Source organism: Desulfosediminicola sp. (assembly GCF_048381775.1).
Taxonomy (GTDB): domain Bacteria; phylum Desulfobacterota; class Desulfobulbia; order Desulfobulbales; family Desulfocapsaceae; genus Desulfopila; species Desulfopila ganghwensis.
The window spans coordinates 171,316-186,418 of sequence record NZ_JBLXGE010000011.1; the positions used below are offsets into that span (position 1 = coordinate 171,316).

At 48.2% G+C, this 15,103-nt stretch carries 15 protein-coding genes; 8 read left to right on the top strand and 7 right to left on the bottom strand.

Annotated features, from left to right (window positions below):
• Positions 1-76: 76 nt before the first annotated feature.
• From gltA to ACN5NT_RS17725, 3 genes are all read left to right on the top strand, one after another.
• Complete coding sequence (gene gltA / locus ACN5NT_RS17715) at positions 77-1,489, top strand: NADPH-dependent glutamate synthase (RefSeq protein WP_136799062.1); 1,413 nt, start codon at positions 77-79, stop codon at positions 1,487-1,489.
• 305 nt (positions 1,490-1,794) lie between these two features.
• Positions 1,795-2,157 carry a HesB/IscA family protein gene (locus ACN5NT_RS17720; RefSeq protein ID WP_419176313.1) on the top strand — a complete coding sequence of 121 codons (363 nt, stop codon included), beginning with the start codon at positions 1,795-1,797 and terminating at the stop codon, positions 2,155-2,157.
• Positions 2,147-2,365 (top strand): hypothetical protein, encoded by a 219-nt coding sequence (locus ACN5NT_RS17725; protein ID WP_419176314.1) that lies wholly within the window; start codon positions 2,147-2,149, stop codon positions 2,363-2,365. Before ACN5NT_RS17720 ends, ACN5NT_RS17725 begins: the two co-directional genes overlap by 11 nt.
• A gap of 31 nt (positions 2,366-2,396) precedes the next feature.
• Here ACN5NT_RS17725 and ACN5NT_RS17730 read toward each other — a convergent pair whose 3' ends face one another.
• Genes ACN5NT_RS17730 through ACN5NT_RS17740 form a run of 3 tightly spaced genes read right to left on the bottom strand, consistent with a single transcriptional unit; the run spans position 2,397 to position 4,172 of the window.
• Positions 2,397-2,951 (bottom strand): hypothetical protein, encoded by a 555-nt coding sequence (locus ACN5NT_RS17730; RefSeq protein WP_419176315.1) that lies wholly within the window; start codon positions 2,949-2,951, stop codon positions 2,397-2,399.
• Positions 2,952-3,003: 52 nt separating this feature from the next.
• The gene (locus ACN5NT_RS17735) at positions 3,004-3,273 is read right to left on the bottom strand and encodes a DUF3820 family protein (RefSeq protein ID WP_419176316.1); all 270 of its coding nucleotides are present in this window, start codon (positions 3,271-3,273) and stop codon (positions 3,004-3,006) included.
• On the bottom strand, positions 3,270-4,172 hold the full coding sequence (locus ACN5NT_RS17740) for a DMT family transporter (protein ID WP_419176317.1): 903 nt from the start codon (positions 4,170-4,172) through the stop codon (positions 3,270-3,272). Before ACN5NT_RS17740 ends, ACN5NT_RS17735 begins: the two co-directional genes overlap by 4 nt.
• Positions 4,173-4,700: 528 nt before the next feature.
• On the opposite strand from ACN5NT_RS17740, the gene ACN5NT_RS17745 reads away from it, so the two are divergent.
• From ACN5NT_RS17745 to ACN5NT_RS17760, 4 genes are all read left to right on the top strand, one after another.
• The gene (locus ACN5NT_RS17745) at positions 4,701-5,072 is read left to right on the top strand and encodes a hypothetical protein (protein ID WP_136799827.1); all 372 of its coding nucleotides are present in this window, start codon (positions 4,701-4,703) and stop codon (positions 5,070-5,072) included.
• A 334-nt stretch (positions 5,073-5,406) separates the two neighbouring features.
• A complete protein-coding gene (locus ACN5NT_RS17750; protein ID WP_419176318.1) occupies positions 5,407-6,123 on the top strand; it encodes a DUF1326 domain-containing protein in 717 nt (238 codons plus the stop codon).
• 311 nt (positions 6,124-6,434) lie between these two features.
• The gene (locus tag ACN5NT_RS17755; RefSeq protein ID WP_419176319.1) at positions 6,435-7,877 is read left to right on the top strand and encodes a sensor histidine kinase; all 1,443 of its coding nucleotides are present in this window, start codon (positions 6,435-6,437) and stop codon (positions 7,875-7,877) included.
• Entirely contained in the window at positions 7,874-9,232 is a 1,359-nt protein-coding gene (locus ACN5NT_RS17760) for a sigma-54-dependent transcriptional regulator (RefSeq protein WP_419176320.1), read from the top strand. The genes ACN5NT_RS17755 and ACN5NT_RS17760 overlap by 4 nt, the downstream gene beginning before the upstream one ends.
• Here the strand turns inward: ACN5NT_RS17760 and lon are convergent.
• The 4 genes from lon to ACN5NT_RS17780 all read right to left on the bottom strand — a co-directional run bounded on the left by lon (position 9,208) and on the right by ACN5NT_RS17780 (position 13,599).
• Entirely contained in the window at positions 9,208-11,328 is a 2,121-nt protein-coding gene (gene lon, locus ACN5NT_RS17765) for an endopeptidase La (protein ID WP_419176321.1), read from the bottom strand. The genes ACN5NT_RS17760 and lon overlap by 25 nt on opposite strands.
• Positions 11,329-11,500: 172 nt before the next feature.
• On the bottom strand, positions 11,501-11,776 hold the full coding sequence (locus ACN5NT_RS17770) for a hypothetical protein (protein ID WP_136799832.1): 276 nt from the start codon (positions 11,774-11,776) through the stop codon (positions 11,501-11,503).
• 110 nt (positions 11,777-11,886) lie between these two features.
• On the bottom strand, positions 11,887-12,945 hold the full coding sequence (locus ACN5NT_RS17775; RefSeq protein WP_136799846.1) for a sulfite exporter TauE/SafE family protein: 1,059 nt from the start codon (positions 12,943-12,945) through the stop codon (positions 11,887-11,889).
• Between the two features lie 315 nt (positions 12,946-13,260).
• Positions 13,261-13,599 (bottom strand): hypothetical protein, encoded by a 339-nt coding sequence (locus ACN5NT_RS17780; protein WP_136799833.1) that lies wholly within the window; start codon positions 13,597-13,599, stop codon positions 13,261-13,263.
• 780 nt (positions 13,600-14,379) lie between these two features.
• Between ACN5NT_RS17780 and ACN5NT_RS17785 the strand changes: the two genes are divergently transcribed.
• A complete protein-coding gene (locus ACN5NT_RS17785) occupies positions 14,380-15,102 on the top strand; it encodes a hypothetical protein (protein ID WP_419176322.1) in 723 nt (240 codons plus the stop codon).
• The last annotated feature ends 1 nt before the right edge of the window (position 15,103 follow it).

Here is a 15,103-nt window from a genome sequence, read left to right on the forward strand (position 1 = left end):
GGAAAAGCCGGAGCATAAATAGATAAGTGACGATTGAGACGTAATGGTCTGATCGTTTCTATATATGGAGGAAACAATGGCTGAGAAAGCTGCGAAGAATACCAAAAATCCAAGAATTGCCATGCCTGAGCAGGAGCCGAAGGTAAGGGCGCGCAATTTTCTTGAAGTACCCACCGGCTATACTGTGAAAATGGCCCAGGAAGAAGCTGCCCGCTGCCTGCAGTGTAAAAAGCCGGCCTGTGTTCAGGGCTGCCCGGTAGGTGTTGATATTCCAGGTTTCATCGATCTGTTGAGTCAGGGTGATATGACTGGCGCTATTCGTAATCTCTGGAGCAAAAATGCCCTGCCTGCGGTCTGTGGCCGTGTCTGCCCGCAGGAGTCCCAGTGTGAAGGTTTATGTATCGTTGGCAGGAAAGGCGAGCCGGTGGCTATTGGTAACCTTGAGCGTTTTTGCGCCGACTACGAGCGTGAAAACGGTACCGGCGAGTTGCCACCAAAAGCTGAGCCTACCGGCAAGAAAGTTGCCGTGGTTGGTTCCGGTCCTTCCGGTCTTACCGTTGCCGGCGACCTCATTGTCAAAGGTCATGACGTCACCATTTTTGAAGCTTTTCACAAGCCGGGCGGCGTTCTGGTCTACGGAATCCCGGAGTTCCGTCTACCCAAGGCTATCGTGGCTCAGGAGGTCAATTTTCTGGAGCGTCTTGGCGTAAAAGTCGAGTGTAATGCCGTGGTAGGCAAGACTGTTTCCATTCAGGAACTCCTGGATGAAGGTTTCGATGCCGTCTACATTGGCGTTGGCGCAGGTCTGCCACGTTTTATGAACATCCCTGGTGAGAACCTGGTCGGCATCCTCTCAGCCAACGAATACCTGACCCGGGCCAATCTTATGAAGGCCTATGAGTACCCGAAAGTGGATACTCCAATTCCAAAGGGCAAAAACGTCACCGTACTTGGTGCAGGTAATGTGGCCATGGATGCGGCCCGTACCGCAATGCGTCTCGGTGCGGAGAAGGTTCGTGTCGTTTACCGCCGCTCCCGCGAAGAGATGCCTGCCCGTGCCGCGGAGATTCATCATGCGGAAGAAGAGGGTATAGAGCTGTTTCTGCTCACCAACCCCACTAAATACATTGGTGACGAGAATGGTCGTCTGACCGGTATGGAATGCCTGAAGATGGAACTTGGCGAGCCGGATGCTTCCGGACGTCGCCGCCCGGTAGCCATCGAGGGTTCCGAGTTCCACCTGGAAACCGATCTCTGTATCGTGGCTGTAGGTTCCGGTGCGAACCCGCTGCTCACTGCGGAAACTCCTGATATCAAGCTGAACAGATGGGGCAACATCGATGCGGACGAGGCCAACGGCAAGACTACCATGAGAGGTGTCTGGGCTGGTGGTGATATTGTGACCGGTGCTGCAACCGTTATCCTGGCCATGGGCGCAGGTCGTGCTGCCGCCAACTCCATGCACGATTATCTGACCCTTGGTTGGTAAGAGTTAAAGCTGTAGTTTGAGCCACTGCATATGAAGGCCCGTCGGATTATCCGACGGGCCTTTTTTTGTCGATAATCCTGATATAGTCAGTGACTTTTGCTCCCGTAGCGGGGGTATCATTCCATGTAAGTCCATTCGAGCAATCGATTAACGGTATTCTTTTTTCGTAATGTGTATATGAAAATAAATTTACTCTTCATCTTTTGTCGAACGACCCTATAGTGTCTGGGGCGGAAGAACGATGTACTATGAATGAGTACAACAAATTCTTATCTGCTTACAATCTGATGAAGGTGAGACTGGAGATGATAACATTCAGTGAAAAGGCCAAAGGGATGCTGGTAAAAGAGCTGCAGGGAAGTGACCGGTTTGTACGTATAATTGTGAAACGGGGTGGTTGTGCCGGTATGACCTACGACGCAGAGATAGACACAGAAAAGCGGCAGGGGGAATCGGTGGTGCAAAACGAAGCCGGTATCGTTGTGGTGTCGGACCAGGAGTCAACCCTATTTCTGGACGGACTCGATATCGACTATTCTGACGATCTGATTTCCGCCGGCTTCCGCTTCACCAACGGTTCAAATAGCTCGTCGTGTGGCTGCGGTGCGAGTTTTGAGTTGGCTGGTTTCCCTACCCTGAATAAAAAAGGAGTGAGCTGTGGTTCATGACCCGATCCCGCTTTTGGGCGGCAAGTCAGTACATTGTATCAACGAACAGCAGATGGCAGAAGCCCTCAGGCTAGCGGAGGAAGACCCCGGGTCTTCGGAACGCATACAGGCCCGATTACAGAAGCTGGAATCAGAATTGAGCCGCAATGAACTGGCGGCGCTTGCTTTCGTAATAATTCATCGGCTGAAGAACTCCTCTCCGTTGTAAGCCGAATATCTCGTGTGGTTCTGCCGACACGCTAATTATTAAGGTTGACCAGACTCTCCAGCTCGGCTTCGAGGTTTGAGAGGGCGTCACTGGCAGCATGTTGCCTAATTTCCTCTTTTATAGAGGTTAGTATAGCGTGGACAATGGTTGTTTTGGGTCTGCTGGACAGGAGTTGGATCTCGAGTGTTTTCAGATCGATCAGTAACTCTTCAAGTTGAGCCAGATCGGTATCGGTGCTGAATGTACAGTGTCGTACTTTGTCTATAACACGGTTCAGCAGCTGGCTGTCGTTGTCGGTGATGATCTCTTCTCCGCTTATTTGCGGAAAGTCCTGGGGTGGTGAAACTTCAGCAGTAATTCCAATAGCGGCCAGGCCTTCCTGGGTTATGGATATAGCACCGGAAAGTGTTTGTAACTCCACATAGCCGTCAATAATGAGGTCTTCGCTCAAGGCTGATGCTTCAGATCGTGTCAGTCCCAAACTCTCACCCAGCTTATACATCGAGACATGTGTCCTGGCTTCCCCACCTGAAGTGCGATGCAATTCCTGCAAAAAGCTGTCCTTCTCCGGTGTGTCAATAGTCATACGGGTTCCTTGTCCATAGCTGATTATGGGATAAAAGTTGGTCTGATTGCGCTTACACCTTCTTCCTGGGCGTCTTTCTTATGGGGTCAAATAAATATTCCAGCCCGTTGACTTTAATTTCATAAACAGTCTGCAACATTACGCCAAGTTTTCCCGGCGGGAATCCTTCACCGGCAAACCAGACCACATATCGCTCGGGCAGATCTATCAATAGTCTGCCGCTATATTTGCCAAATGGCATTTTCGTCTCGGTAAGCTCAAGCAAGGCCTGATAGTCGAAAGGCATGACTTGGCCCGGAGAATTTGTCTTATCGTCAATCATTGTGTCTTATTCACCTTTACAGCTGCACCTCGGTTGGTCAAGGTTACTCCGGCAAGCAGCAGCAGTCCACCAGAAAGGGCGGCAAGACCGATTGACTCATCCAGGAAAAACCAGGAAAGAATGATGGCGAAAAAGGGAACAAGGTTGATGAACACACTTGCCCTGCTGGCTCCAATAGCCTGAATTGCCCGGTAGTAAAGGGAAAAACCCACAGCCGTGCCAAGTAGGCCCAAGAAGCCAAGGCTCAACCAGTCACTGGAAGAGTAGGAAAACGCCTTCAGAACCGAACCATCTGCAAGTGCATAAGGGAGAAGCAATAAAGTCCCGCAGAGCGAAGAATAGAAGACTGCTGAAAGCGGGGTAAGAGAGCTGAGGACAGTTCTGCCGATTATTGAATAGGCGGCCCAGCTTGCGACACAACCGAGAATAGCCAACTCACCAGTTCCGAATCCCCCCTCAAGCACCATGCCGGGATGCCCATTTGTGATAACCAGAAAAGCCCCGACAAGCGAAATAAGAATCCCGCAAACCTGCTTAAAAGTGAGCAATTCTCCTAAAATAAGGGTGGCACCAAGAACTATGGCGAGCGGATTCAGGGCGATAATCAATGAAGCCCGACCAGCTTCAAGGTATTGCAGGCCGGTAAAAAAGCAGATGTTGTAACTGAAGATGCCGGTTGCCCCCAAAAGCAGCAGTCTGAACCAGAGGTTACGTGGGGGAATAATGATCCGCCCATCAATTAATCTAACCAGAACAGCCAGTGCGATAGTGGCAATGGTAAAGCGAAAAAATGCTGCCGCAGCAGGGCTTACTGAACCGGCGAGGGAGCGCCCGGCAATGAAAGTGCCGCCCCAGAGCAGCATTGTGAAAACCAGTGAAACGTAGGTAAGGTACCGCATTGAAAATCCTTATGAATGTGTGGGGAGAGAGAGGCTATTGTGCTGCGGAATCAGGGTTGTGTCAATGAGTTTATTTCAGCAGTGAGGAGTTAGGTGTAAGGAGAGAGAGGGGATATCCTCTGATTATATCGAATAGCGTTATTGGAATATTGATGAGAGTTTGTACGGTTTCCATCAATTACATGATATTCTTGATTATTTAACTTTATATCCCTTATATAGGTAATATATGTATTGACAATTGCAACTATTTGGCCCAGTCTTGCTACGGTAATACTTTGTTATGTTGGGGCATGTTCCTTTCAAAGTCGTGGAGGAGCATTGCAGTGTTCATTCATAATATGTTCAATTTGCGTATTTTTGCAGTTACGGTGTCTCTACTTAAAAAAGGAGAAATATCTATCTCAATCATAATTGGTCATCTGAAGTTGAGTTCACGTATCTGAAGCATGTTAAGGGAATATACGATCTCTCAACGCGGACTCGCTGAAATCCTCTGATCAACTTCACGCTTTGCTCAAAGACATTATGAAACCGCCAAAGAAAAATAAAGATTGGGCCAAGGAAGTAATGGACTCGTTAAATATGGCAGTTGAGATGGTAGTGACTCGAGATCCTGATCTTTCAAGGGATAGCTTAGAGAATGTTTACCAATATGGACCTTGGCTTTGCCTGAAAAACAGAGGGGTAACTGATGCCGTCCTTGGTGAGGAAGTCACAGCATATGCTATAGAGGAAAGGATTAAAGACTTTGAAATTGAACCTGATGATACCTTAAACTACTCTGTCAATTTCCTTTTGGCCTATCTTGATTCACATGTTTTTTTACAAATCATTTCTGAAAAGAAGATGGATGAGATTATGGCTTACATAATCGACAATTATGAAATTGATATTTAGCTCAGCTTCACTGTCTTGCCATTGACTCTGATGGTCCGATCTGTTTTCGTTTACAGTCTAACGTTACAGGTAACTTTCTATGAAGTTCACTGAATAGTTGTAATGTTTTGTAATTACTACTGAACTATATAGTTCACGCTTTCCAGATTGATTTGACATACCACGCACAATCCATATTTTTCATTTACGTCCCAGACGTCTTTACTTGTGAGGAGCGTCAAGGGTGCTTGAACTTGTATGCAGTGAGCAGTGATCTGGATCAGACCAAACATCTCATTGGGTCCTCCGTATAGACGTTCGGATAACAAGAATTCCAAACGAGGAGGATCGCACAATGAAATCAAAAAATTATTCCTTGTTTATCGGCATATTAGCCGCAGCATTTATTCTTCTAGGGCCCTTACAGTCATCAGGTGCTGAGGCTGAAAAATGGCATTTTAACGGCACAGTTATTGAGGCGTGCAGTTGCCCGATGTTCTGCCAATGTTATTTCAACACCGAGCCAGCGTTGCATCAAACCGAAGATGGTGCAAAACACTTCTGCAAATTTAATATGGCTTATAAGGTCAACAAGGGCCACTATGGTGAGACTGATCTTGCCGGCGTAAAATTCTGGGTTGCTGGTGATCTTGGTGAGACCTGGAAAGACGGTGAGACCGATTGGGCAATACTCACTTTTCAGATAGGAACTACAGATGACCAGAAAGAGGCGATAAAAGTCATTCTTGGGAACGTTTTCCCTGTGAAATGGCAATCATTCGAGGTAATGGCTGATACTACTGTAGAATGGGTGGCATCGGAGCAGCGTGCAGAGGCAAAGCTCGCTGGCGGTGAGAATGCTCACATCATCCTGAATAGTTGGCAGGGAATGGAAGATCATTCTGCCATGTTGACTAATATTGCGTATTTTGGGGCGCCAAGAAATAGCGGTTTCAAAATGATGCCCAATGAAATTGAAACCTGGAAAGTCGGTGACAAAGCTTTCGAATTCAAAGGAACTACAGGTTTTATGATCACCATAGACATGACCTCTGAAGACCTGAGCATTTAGTCGAAAAAATGCAACGTAACATCTGAAACAACGGGAAATTCTTTTTATAAAGAACTTCCCGTCTTTTATCGTTCCTCCCCCCTCCCCCCCCTCTCCCTTCTTCCTTTAAATCCGGGAATTTTCCAAGTCATGCACAGGAAATAGAAATATTCGCGGCAGGTTTCTATGCAGCGAATACCAGTGCTTGATTCATGGTATTCAACTGAAATATCAACCAGAATTGTGGTAGTTTACGGTATCGTTTTAACCTGCACTCTGTTACATTGGGTCATCCGGACTAGTGAGAATCCTCTGAGATCATCAAGAAAATTATGCCTGCTCTAGATATTCGATTTAAAATGATTGTGGTGCTGGCCAGTTATATAATCGGCATTCTGGTTATGTTTTTTGTCGCGCAGAATGATCTGCTTACGGCAAAGGAGAAACTGGAAACCCTGGAGCTGGCATATAAACTTGACACAATGGTGCTTGAAGTACGGCGGTATGAAAAAAATTTCCTCCTGTACCGAACGGAGGGTGCTCTTGAGAATAATCGGAAGCAGATAGAACTTGCCCTTGAAACGATGGCAGAAATTGATGTGCTTGCGATGAAATTCAAGGTTCGCCCTCTGCTTGCCGAGCTTCGAAATACCCTGCTCGCATATAAAGAACAGATGGAAATCCTTGCTAATCTTCCGCGGAGTACAGATGGGAACGCACCGAACATTTTATCGGATGGCGTTCGTATTGAAGGGCAGAAAATGAACGAACTCTCAGAGGAGCTGGTTGCGTTTGAGCATAAGCAGATCAGGATCATTCTGGAAGAGCTGATTTTTCGCCTGGTGGTGTGGTCATCCATAGCGATTATGGTGGGGATAATCGTTCCCCTGATCATGTTTCTTAAAGTATTCAAACCGTTGAATATTATCAAGAAGGCTACGGAGGATATCGCCCACGGCAGATTCAGTCCCATTGAAGTTGTGGATACCCGGGATGAAATGGAGCAGATGATAGATGCCTTCAATACCATGGTCTCCGAGTTGCAACGTCGACAGGATCAGCTGGTTCAATCTCAAAAGCTTTCATCCATCGGTACCTTGAGTGCGGGCATAGCCCACCAGCTCAACAACCCGCTGAACAACATATCAACATCATGCCAGATCGCTATCAGTGACTTTGAGACGGGTGAACGCGATTTCATCCTGAAGATGCTGAACAATATCAACAAGGAAACAGCTCGTGCCAGGGATGTGGTTCAGGGGCTTTTGGAATTCTCCAGGGAAAAGGAGTTTGCGCTGAGATATGCCAACCTGAAGGAAGTTGTCAATCGTGCTGCCAACCTGGTTCACAGTCAAGTACCTTCGTCTATTGAGGTGGTAGTGGATATTCCTTCATCCTTGAATATGCCCATGGACTTCCAGGGGATGCAGGAGGTTTTTTTGAACCTGATCATCAACGCTTCCCATGCGATAAATGGTGCAGGCCGGATTACCATATCCGCTCGGGAGTCTACTGATTCGGATACAGTCCTCATTTCGGTTCACGATACCGGTTGCGGCATTCCTGCAGATATCCAGGGGCGCCTGTTTGATCCTTTTTTCTCCACCAAAGAGGAGGGGCAGGGAACGGGCTTGGGGCTGTCAATAACATATGGAATTATCCAGAAGCATGAGGGGAACATTTCGGTTGATAGCGAACCTGGAAAAGGCACCACTTTTCTTATTTCCCTGCCACTGAGATCCGACGGTGAAAGGGATAGCAAGGGCACAGGATGATACCCAGAATACTGGTCGTCGATGACGAAGAAATAGCTCGCGAAAATGTTGTCTATATGCTGGAAAAGGACAGCAAATACGAAATATTTTCGGCTGCTGACGGAGGGGAAGCGATCAAGCTCGTGCAAAGTCAGGAGTTCGATCTCGTCCTAACCGATTTACGCATGAAAGGTCATGACGGGATAGCTGTACTCTCAGCGGTGAAAAAATGTTGGCCCGACTGTGAGGTCATTATAATTACCGGTTATGCAACCATAAGTACGGCAGTCGAAGCCATGCAAAAAGGCGCCTACCATTATCTTGCCAAACCGGTGAACATGGATGAACTTTTCGCCCTTGTTCAAAAAGCGCTCGAGAAAAGGGCGCTCAAGGCGGAAATTTCGAAACTTCGTAAACAGGTTGCTTCTCATGCCGGGACGGTCAAGATAATCGGTCACAGTCCTACGACACAGTTGCTCAAGGAGAGCATCGAGCAGGTTGCTCAGCTTGACTGTAATGTGTTGATTCAAGGGGAAACCGGGACCGGCAAGGAATTGGTTGCCAGGGTCATACACGAATTGAGTGCCAGGGCTGATAAGAAATTTGTGGCTTTCAATTGTGGTGCCTTTACCGAGGAGCTGATAACCAGTGAGCTGTTCGGCTACGAAAAAGGGGCTTTTACAGGGGCCGGGCAGGTTAAAAGAGGGCTTCTGGAAATGGCCGATGGAGGAACGGTCTTTTTTGATGAGGTGGGTGAATTATCGCTTGCCATGCAGGTCAAGCTGCTGAGATTTCTTCAGGAACGCACATTTATGCGGGTCGGAGGCACTAAGGAAATTTCAGTGGATGTGCGGATTTTGGCAGCCACTAACAAGGACCTGAAAAAAGAGTCGGAGGAGGGCACTTTCAGAGTCGACCTCTTCTATCGACTGGATGTGCTGACTATCCAGGTGCCGCCGCTGGCGAAACGTAAAGAAGATATCCCTCTTCTGGTGAACCATTTTCTGGCAAAGCATTCGCCGAATTCCGCTGAGATTCCCAAAGTGTCTTCCCGGGTGATTGAAACGCTCCTTGCTTACGAATATCCAGGGAATATCCGTGAACTGGAGAATATTTCCCAGCGGTTGCTGCTGCATAGTGACGGCGATCTCATCAACGGTTCAGCTTTTGACCGTGATCTTCCCACGACGGGCAGCAGCCAGCTGCGGGACAGTGGAAATAGCTGGCCCTCCCTTGAGGAACACGAAAAAAATTATATTCTGGAAGTTCTCGACGAGGTCGAAGGGAATAAATCGAAAGCTGCCAAAATCCTCAAGATCGATCGGGTGTCACTTTGGCGTAAGATCAAACGTTACGGGCTGGACAACCCTGACTGAGCATCAGCGGTATTCTCCACTGGTGTTCTCTCTTCTTTGTTGTCTTGTTTAACTTGATTGTGTTCCGGGTGAATCAGGACATGAGAGATGATTTCATCGATATCGTCGATCAGTTCCACCTGCACCCCTTCGGTAACATCAACAGGCAAGGCATCATACTCTTCCTTGTTGGCTTTTGGCAGGAAAACCCTTGTAATTCCTGATCGCTGAGCGGCGAGGAGTTTTTCCCTGATACCGCTCACCGGAAGAACTCGTCCACTCAGGGTCATTTCTCCGGTCATTGCAATATCCCTGCGCGCAGGTCTACGGGTCAGCAGCGATAGCAGAGCGGCGAAAATTGTGACACCCGCAGATGGTCCGTCTTTAGAAATCGAACCTGCAGGGAAATGAATGTGGATGTCTATTTCCTTGAAAAAGTGGTCATTGGCTATACCGAATTCAGCAGATCTGCTCCTGATAAGGCTGAGCGCCGCTTTAGCCGATTCCTGCAGTACTTCGCCGAGGGAGCCGGTCAGCATCAGGTTGCCACTGCCCTGCATGGCGGCTGTTTCGACGCTGATGATCTCTCCGCCGGTTGCCGACCATACCAGGCCTGTAGTAATTCCGACTTTTGGCAGCCATTGACTGGCCTCGTCCCGCAAAAATTTCCTGGGGCCAAGCAGAGTGGTAACAGCCTCGCAATCGATAACCTTGTTCAACTGCTCTTCTTGGGTGCTGAGTTTGGTTAGGGCCAGTTTCCTGCAAATGGTGGATATCTCCCTTTCAAGGTTACGCAGCCCTGACTCCTTGGTGTATTCGACAATGACTTTGTTGATTGCATCGGGCTCGAAAGTGATCGGTTCCCTGTCGAGTCCTGCTGCTTTCAGTTGTCTCGGGATAATGAACCGGCTGGCTATCTCGGCTTTTTCCTTTTCCGTATAGCCGGAAAATTCGACAATCTCCATGCGGTCCAGTAACGGCCCGGGAAGCTGGGAGATATCGTTGGCAGTGGCTATGAACATGATTCTGGAAAGGTTGAACGGGATATCCAGGTAATGGTCCATGAAACGGACGTTTTGCTCGGGATCGAGTACTTCCAACATGACGGAGGCGGGGTCCCCCCTGAAATCCTGGCCAATCTTGTCAATTTCATCCAGCATGAAAACCGGGTTGTTGACACCGGTTCTCTTGAGCTCGGTAATAATGCGCCCTGGCATGGCGCCGACATAGGTTCTCCGGTGGCCACGGAGTTCCGCTTCATCGCGCAGGCCGGCCATGGAGGTCCTGACGAACTGCAACTGTAATGCCTCTGCGATGGCGCGACCTACTGAGGTCTTGCCAGTTCCCGGTGGGCCGGAAAAACAGAGAATCGGTCCTTTGCCGATCTCACTGGTGTGCTTCTGGCTGAGTACCTCCGCAACTGTCTTTTTGAGCTCATTTAGGTTGATCGGTTTGCCGAGATAATGGGCGGCACCGCTTTTCAGGGCCTTAACTGCAGAATCTACTGTTGCGAAGCCGGTAACCATGATCACCGGTATTTCAGGGTAGGATCGGTTAACTTCCGCCAGCAGTTCGAGACCGTCCATCTTATCCATCTTCAGATCGCTGACAATGAGATCGACATTTTCCTCGCTGAGAAATTTCAATGCCTCGATACCATTGGATGCACAGAGGCAGGTATAACCTTCCTTGCTCAATACATGATTCATGTTGATCCTGGCAATTTCTTCATCATCAACGAGCAGAATAGTCTGGCTGATGGATTCCCTCAGGGTCTTGGCGGCAAGGAATTCGAGAATTCTCTGTTTGACCTGGTCGAGGCCGCAATGTCGATTGTCAAGAACTTTGCGGGCTCGACTGAGTTCGAGGTTGCCTATGGTCGAGGAATTCCAGGGGAGGGCGAGTGCAAGTTCTATGTAATTCAGGCCGACGGAATATTCAGCGATGCCCGGATCTGATTTTTCGAGTTTTTCAAGCTCCCTGCTGACCGCATCCCGGGCTGTCTGCGGCAAATCGGCCTCTGAGACCCGGTTACGTAATAAGGTAAGTGGAGATTCCTCGACGGATTGCACTATTTGCGGTTGGTCTTCTGATTTGTTCTTCTTTTTAAAGAACATGATCTCTTCGAACTCCTTGTTGTTGCAGGTTTCGTGCGTCGGGTCTGAATCCGTAGACCGAAGTCCCCGGGGCGACTGACAGTTCGTACTGCAGTATACCAGTATCAGCTGGAAAGTAATTTTAATTGATTATGATAGAGCTTAGATGCAGGGTTGAACAGAAAGGTAACGTTTACAGCGCCGCACGCATCCGGCTGGGGCGACGTTTTTCAACGATCCTGCTTTTCGGTGCCGAGTTTTTCCTGTTGGGCTTGACCGGTTTGGTCTTTGGTTTGCCTGTCAGGTCGGAGCGGTTGAAAAACATATACCAGTCATCACGTGTTGCATTCACTGATGAAGCTTTGCTCCCGGACATGAACCTTTTGTTAAAGAAATGGACTACCCTGTCTATGAGTTGCAATGCTCCAACGGCCAGTACCATAGTTGAGAAAAGCAATCCTGACTCCATGAGCTCTCTCCTCTGCCGAGAGGAAAGAGCACCGGGTGCTCTTTCCTCTCGAATCACTGAGTTTTCGGTTGTTCCAGTTTCTGAAATTTATCGTTCAACTGGGCATGACGTCAGCTCGGGTTGGCAGCTTCTTCCAATAGTTGGGCTTTTTCTTCCGCACGTGCCTGAATCATTCCCTTGATCATGGCCACAGAAATGATAATTCCAGCGACAGCCAGAGCGGCCATGAGAGCCCAGAAGCTCAGACTGTTAAGATTTGTTACCAGGCTTTCCTGAAGCTGGGGGATCAGATTGAGGTCAGCGAGATAACCGGGAATCTTTGCTCCCCTGGAGACCGCTACGATTAACATGACGGCGGCCATGACGAGCTTTATCATGTAATCTTTTACGTAAGTGGTACCAAGGGCGCCGAGCTGGACGCCGATAAGAGACCCTGCCAGGATAAGCAGAGTCATACGAATGTCGATAAGTCCCGAAAGACCCCACTGTATGGAACCCCAGGCTCCCATAATGAAAGCGACGATAAGTTCTGTTGCACTGGCAACCAGGGCTGAAGCGCCGACCACGTAGATCATGCCAGGAACACCTATAAATCCGCCGACGGCGATGGTGGCGGCCAACATGCCGGTGAACAGGCCGACGGGGATGGTGACCCAGGCAGAGATGCGCAGCTTGGCTACCTTGAATTCCATCATGGGCCAGATGTTAATTTTTTGAAGTCTTATTGCCAGGTCGGATGTTGTGGCTTCACTCTTACCTTTGGCAAGTTTATACGCATCGATAAACACATAGCCGCCTACCAGAACCAGAACGCAGACGAAGACTACGCTTACGTAGAGGTTGGAACCTGCATTTCCCCAGCTGTTGAGGATGAATTTCTGAATCTTGATACCGATCTGTACGCCTACGATAGAGCTGACGGCAATGACCAGTCCGAGCTTGATATCAGCCTGACCGTACTTCCAGCGTTTGTAGGCACCTACCATGGCCTTGGGAAATTTGTGGCACATATTGCTGGCTACGGCTACTGCGCCAGGCGCTCCGAGTGACATCATGGCGGGGGTCAGCACAAAAGCTCCGCCGGAGCCGATAAAGCCAGAGAGAAGACCGCCGATCAGTCCGATCAGCAAAAAGGCTACGATCTTATTCACAGTCATGTCCATGAACATGACGGAAATATCTTTAATGACGTTGGGGCCCGCATGGGTGTCGAGGCTGACCAGTACTTTCTTATCCAACGCCACGTCTTCGATCTCCATTCCCTCGCCCAGGGTAAGCACCTTGAGGTCATCGTGTCCATCAAGCTTGATTGTTGCTGTTCCTGCATTTCCATCGACCTGAACGAATACACCTTTCATTACATTCTTCGGTGGTGGTCCAGCTGCGTAGGCGTTTTGAATCACGAAAGCCGATATGAGTACCGTTAAAAGTGTAAAAAGGATTTTTTTCATGGTTGGTTGCTCCTGCTATTGGTGGACCTTCTGTTATTTTTTCGCCTCAAGTCCAAGAACACTCAGCAGGTTGCTGGCAAATGCTCCGTGGATAAATGAAAAAGCAAATGCTGTCATTACCGGAAATGCGGCGTGCCACCCGCCAAGAGTGAAGGTTTTGGTGACGAGACCTTCGTTGGAGAAGAGAAACAGGTAAGCAGAGAGAGACATTGCCCCGAAGAGGACCATTTGACCAACCGGCTTCTTCGGTTTGTAGGGTGTTTGAGTAGCAACGGTGGTTGCCACTTTGCTCTCTTTTCTTTCAGCCTTGGAAACGTTGGCTTTGCCGCTATTTACGGCGAGCTGAGTTTGCGGTTGAGTGATTTGGTTCATTTGCTGTTCATCTCCTTTGGCTTGTATTTTCAAGTTATCGGCAATACCTGCATGTGCTCTTGACCCCCGTGGTATTGCGGCTATGTATTGTTCTGTGTCCAGATAGAGTGATTGCTTTCTTTTCTGTACCTATGGCTTGCAACTTAGATGCCAGGCTCGCTATTTGTAATAAAAGCAATAAAAACAATAATATAAGGTTGTTTGTCTTTCCTGGAGCTAATGTTGCAAAATGCAACGATAGAAAAGGCGAATGTCAAATTAAGTGCTTAATATTAGCGGGATGAGTCGCTTGGGGTAGGCTTCAGGCTGATTGTTTCAATATGCAACAGTCTCGAAGTCATATAATGGGAATCCATGGAGAGATAAATGAACTTGGCGTAAGGAGAGGATCTTGCTAAAAACCAATGAATATCCGGTCATTGATGAGTAAAACAAAAAATATGAAGTGCAGTGGGAGATGTTTGGACAAGAGAATTATTGCTGGATGTGGAAAGTGCTCTCTGAAGATTGTTGCAATGTGAAACGGTTTCTGATCCATCCTTGAAAGAGAATATATCAATTACAGTAGATTCAACAAGATAAATGGACTGCATCATCGGGCATGAAATCTGCAGTGTGTAATGCGGCAATAAACAATAATTATAAACCTTCAACAGCTTTCTCGACAGGATGGAGCTATTGGACCCGATGCCGGATTCTAGTTTTAATGGGTATGAGGATATTCAACAGGGACTCATACAGCGTTCTTCAGTTATACTGATTGTGACACGGAATGGTCACTTGTCCGAAAAACTGATGAATTATGCCCTGGAGGTCGCTGGGAGGCTGCAATGTGCGGTTTTGGTGGCATATATCAATACCATGCCGCGGTTATGGGATGGAGGGCGGAGAATCAGGCGTTTTAACTCTGCCGTGGAGAAAAGTTTTACAGAGTTGACCAGCAGGGCTTGCGCAACTGGGATAACCGTCAGCCATGTCAAAGAATCCGGCAGGATTCGTAAGGTTGTTCACCGTCTCTGTTTGCTGGTCCGCAAAGTTTCTTTTGTGGTAGTTGATGAAGGTGTGCGAATTGATGATGCCGAACAGGGAGCTTCGGTACCGGTTTTCAGTATCGGTGGTGATGGCGGGGTGGCTGCGCGGGTACTTCGAAGGCAAAAACGGAACACACTGAACATTGATGATCTGGAGATAGAGGATAAGAAGGTAGTCGGCGAATATGTCAAAATGATTTGTTACGGCCTGTTGGCCATAGTCTTATACTGGCTGTTTTTCACCAATTCAAAGGCGATTGTGCAGTGCTGGTCAGCGGGCGGTTTGTATGCAATATTGCCCCTGTTGACTGTTTGCGTATTCTATTATGTCCAGCAACTGTTTCTCGATGGTCTTATTTCTTTCGTGTTTGAAAAAAATTCGGAAACAGGGAAAATTCCAATCCGTCAAGGGGAGGGCAGGAAGCGAGGCGCAGGTGCTATGAAGGTTGCGACCAAAAGGATTGGCCGCTAAA

What these genes read in the sequence shown, in the direction of transcription:
- gltA (WP_136799062.1), top strand. Translation starts at nt 77, where the DNA reads ATGGCTGAGAAAGCTGCGAAGAATACCAAAAATCCAAGAATTGCCATG.
- ACN5NT_RS17720 (WP_419176313.1), top strand. Translation starts at nt 1,795, where the DNA reads ATGATAACATTCAGTGAAAAGGCCAAAGGGATGCTGGTAAAAGAGCTG.
- ACN5NT_RS17730 (WP_419176315.1), bottom strand. Translation starts at nt 2,951, where the DNA reads ATGACTATTGACACACCGGAGAAGGACAGCTTTTTGCAGGAATTGCAT.
- ACN5NT_RS17735 (WP_419176316.1), bottom strand. Translation starts at nt 3,273, where the DNA reads ATGATTGACGATAAGACAAATTCTCCGGGCCAAGTCATGCCTTTCGAC.
- ACN5NT_RS17740 (WP_419176317.1), bottom strand. Translation starts at nt 4,172, where the DNA reads ATGCGGTACCTTACCTACGTTTCACTGGTTTTCACAATGCTGCTCTGG.
- ACN5NT_RS17745 (WP_136799827.1), top strand. Translation starts at nt 4,701, where the DNA reads ATGAAACCGCCAAAGAAAAATAAAGATTGGGCCAAGGAAGTAATGGAC.
- ACN5NT_RS17750 (WP_419176318.1), top strand. Translation starts at nt 5,407, where the DNA reads ATGAAATCAAAAAATTATTCCTTGTTTATCGGCATATTAGCCGCAGCA.
- ACN5NT_RS17755 (WP_419176319.1), top strand. Translation starts at nt 6,435, where the DNA reads ATGCCTGCTCTAGATATTCGATTTAAAATGATTGTGGTGCTGGCCAGT.
- ACN5NT_RS17760 (WP_419176320.1), top strand. Translation starts at nt 7,874, where the DNA reads ATGATACCCAGAATACTGGTCGTCGATGACGAAGAAATAGCTCGCGAA.
- lon (WP_419176321.1), bottom strand. Translation starts at nt 11,328, where the DNA reads ATGTTCTTTAAAAAGAAGAACAAATCAGAAGACCAACCGCAAATAGTG.
- ACN5NT_RS17770 (WP_136799832.1), bottom strand. Translation starts at nt 11,776, where the DNA reads ATGGAGTCAGGATTGCTTTTCTCAACTATGGTACTGGCCGTTGGAGCA.
- ACN5NT_RS17775 (WP_136799846.1), bottom strand. Translation starts at nt 12,945, where the DNA reads ATGTTCATGGACATGACTGTGAATAAGATCGTAGCCTTTTTGCTGATC.
- ACN5NT_RS17780 (WP_136799833.1), bottom strand. Translation starts at nt 13,599, where the DNA reads ATGAACCAAATCACTCAACCGCAAACTCAGCTCGCCGTAAATAGCGGC.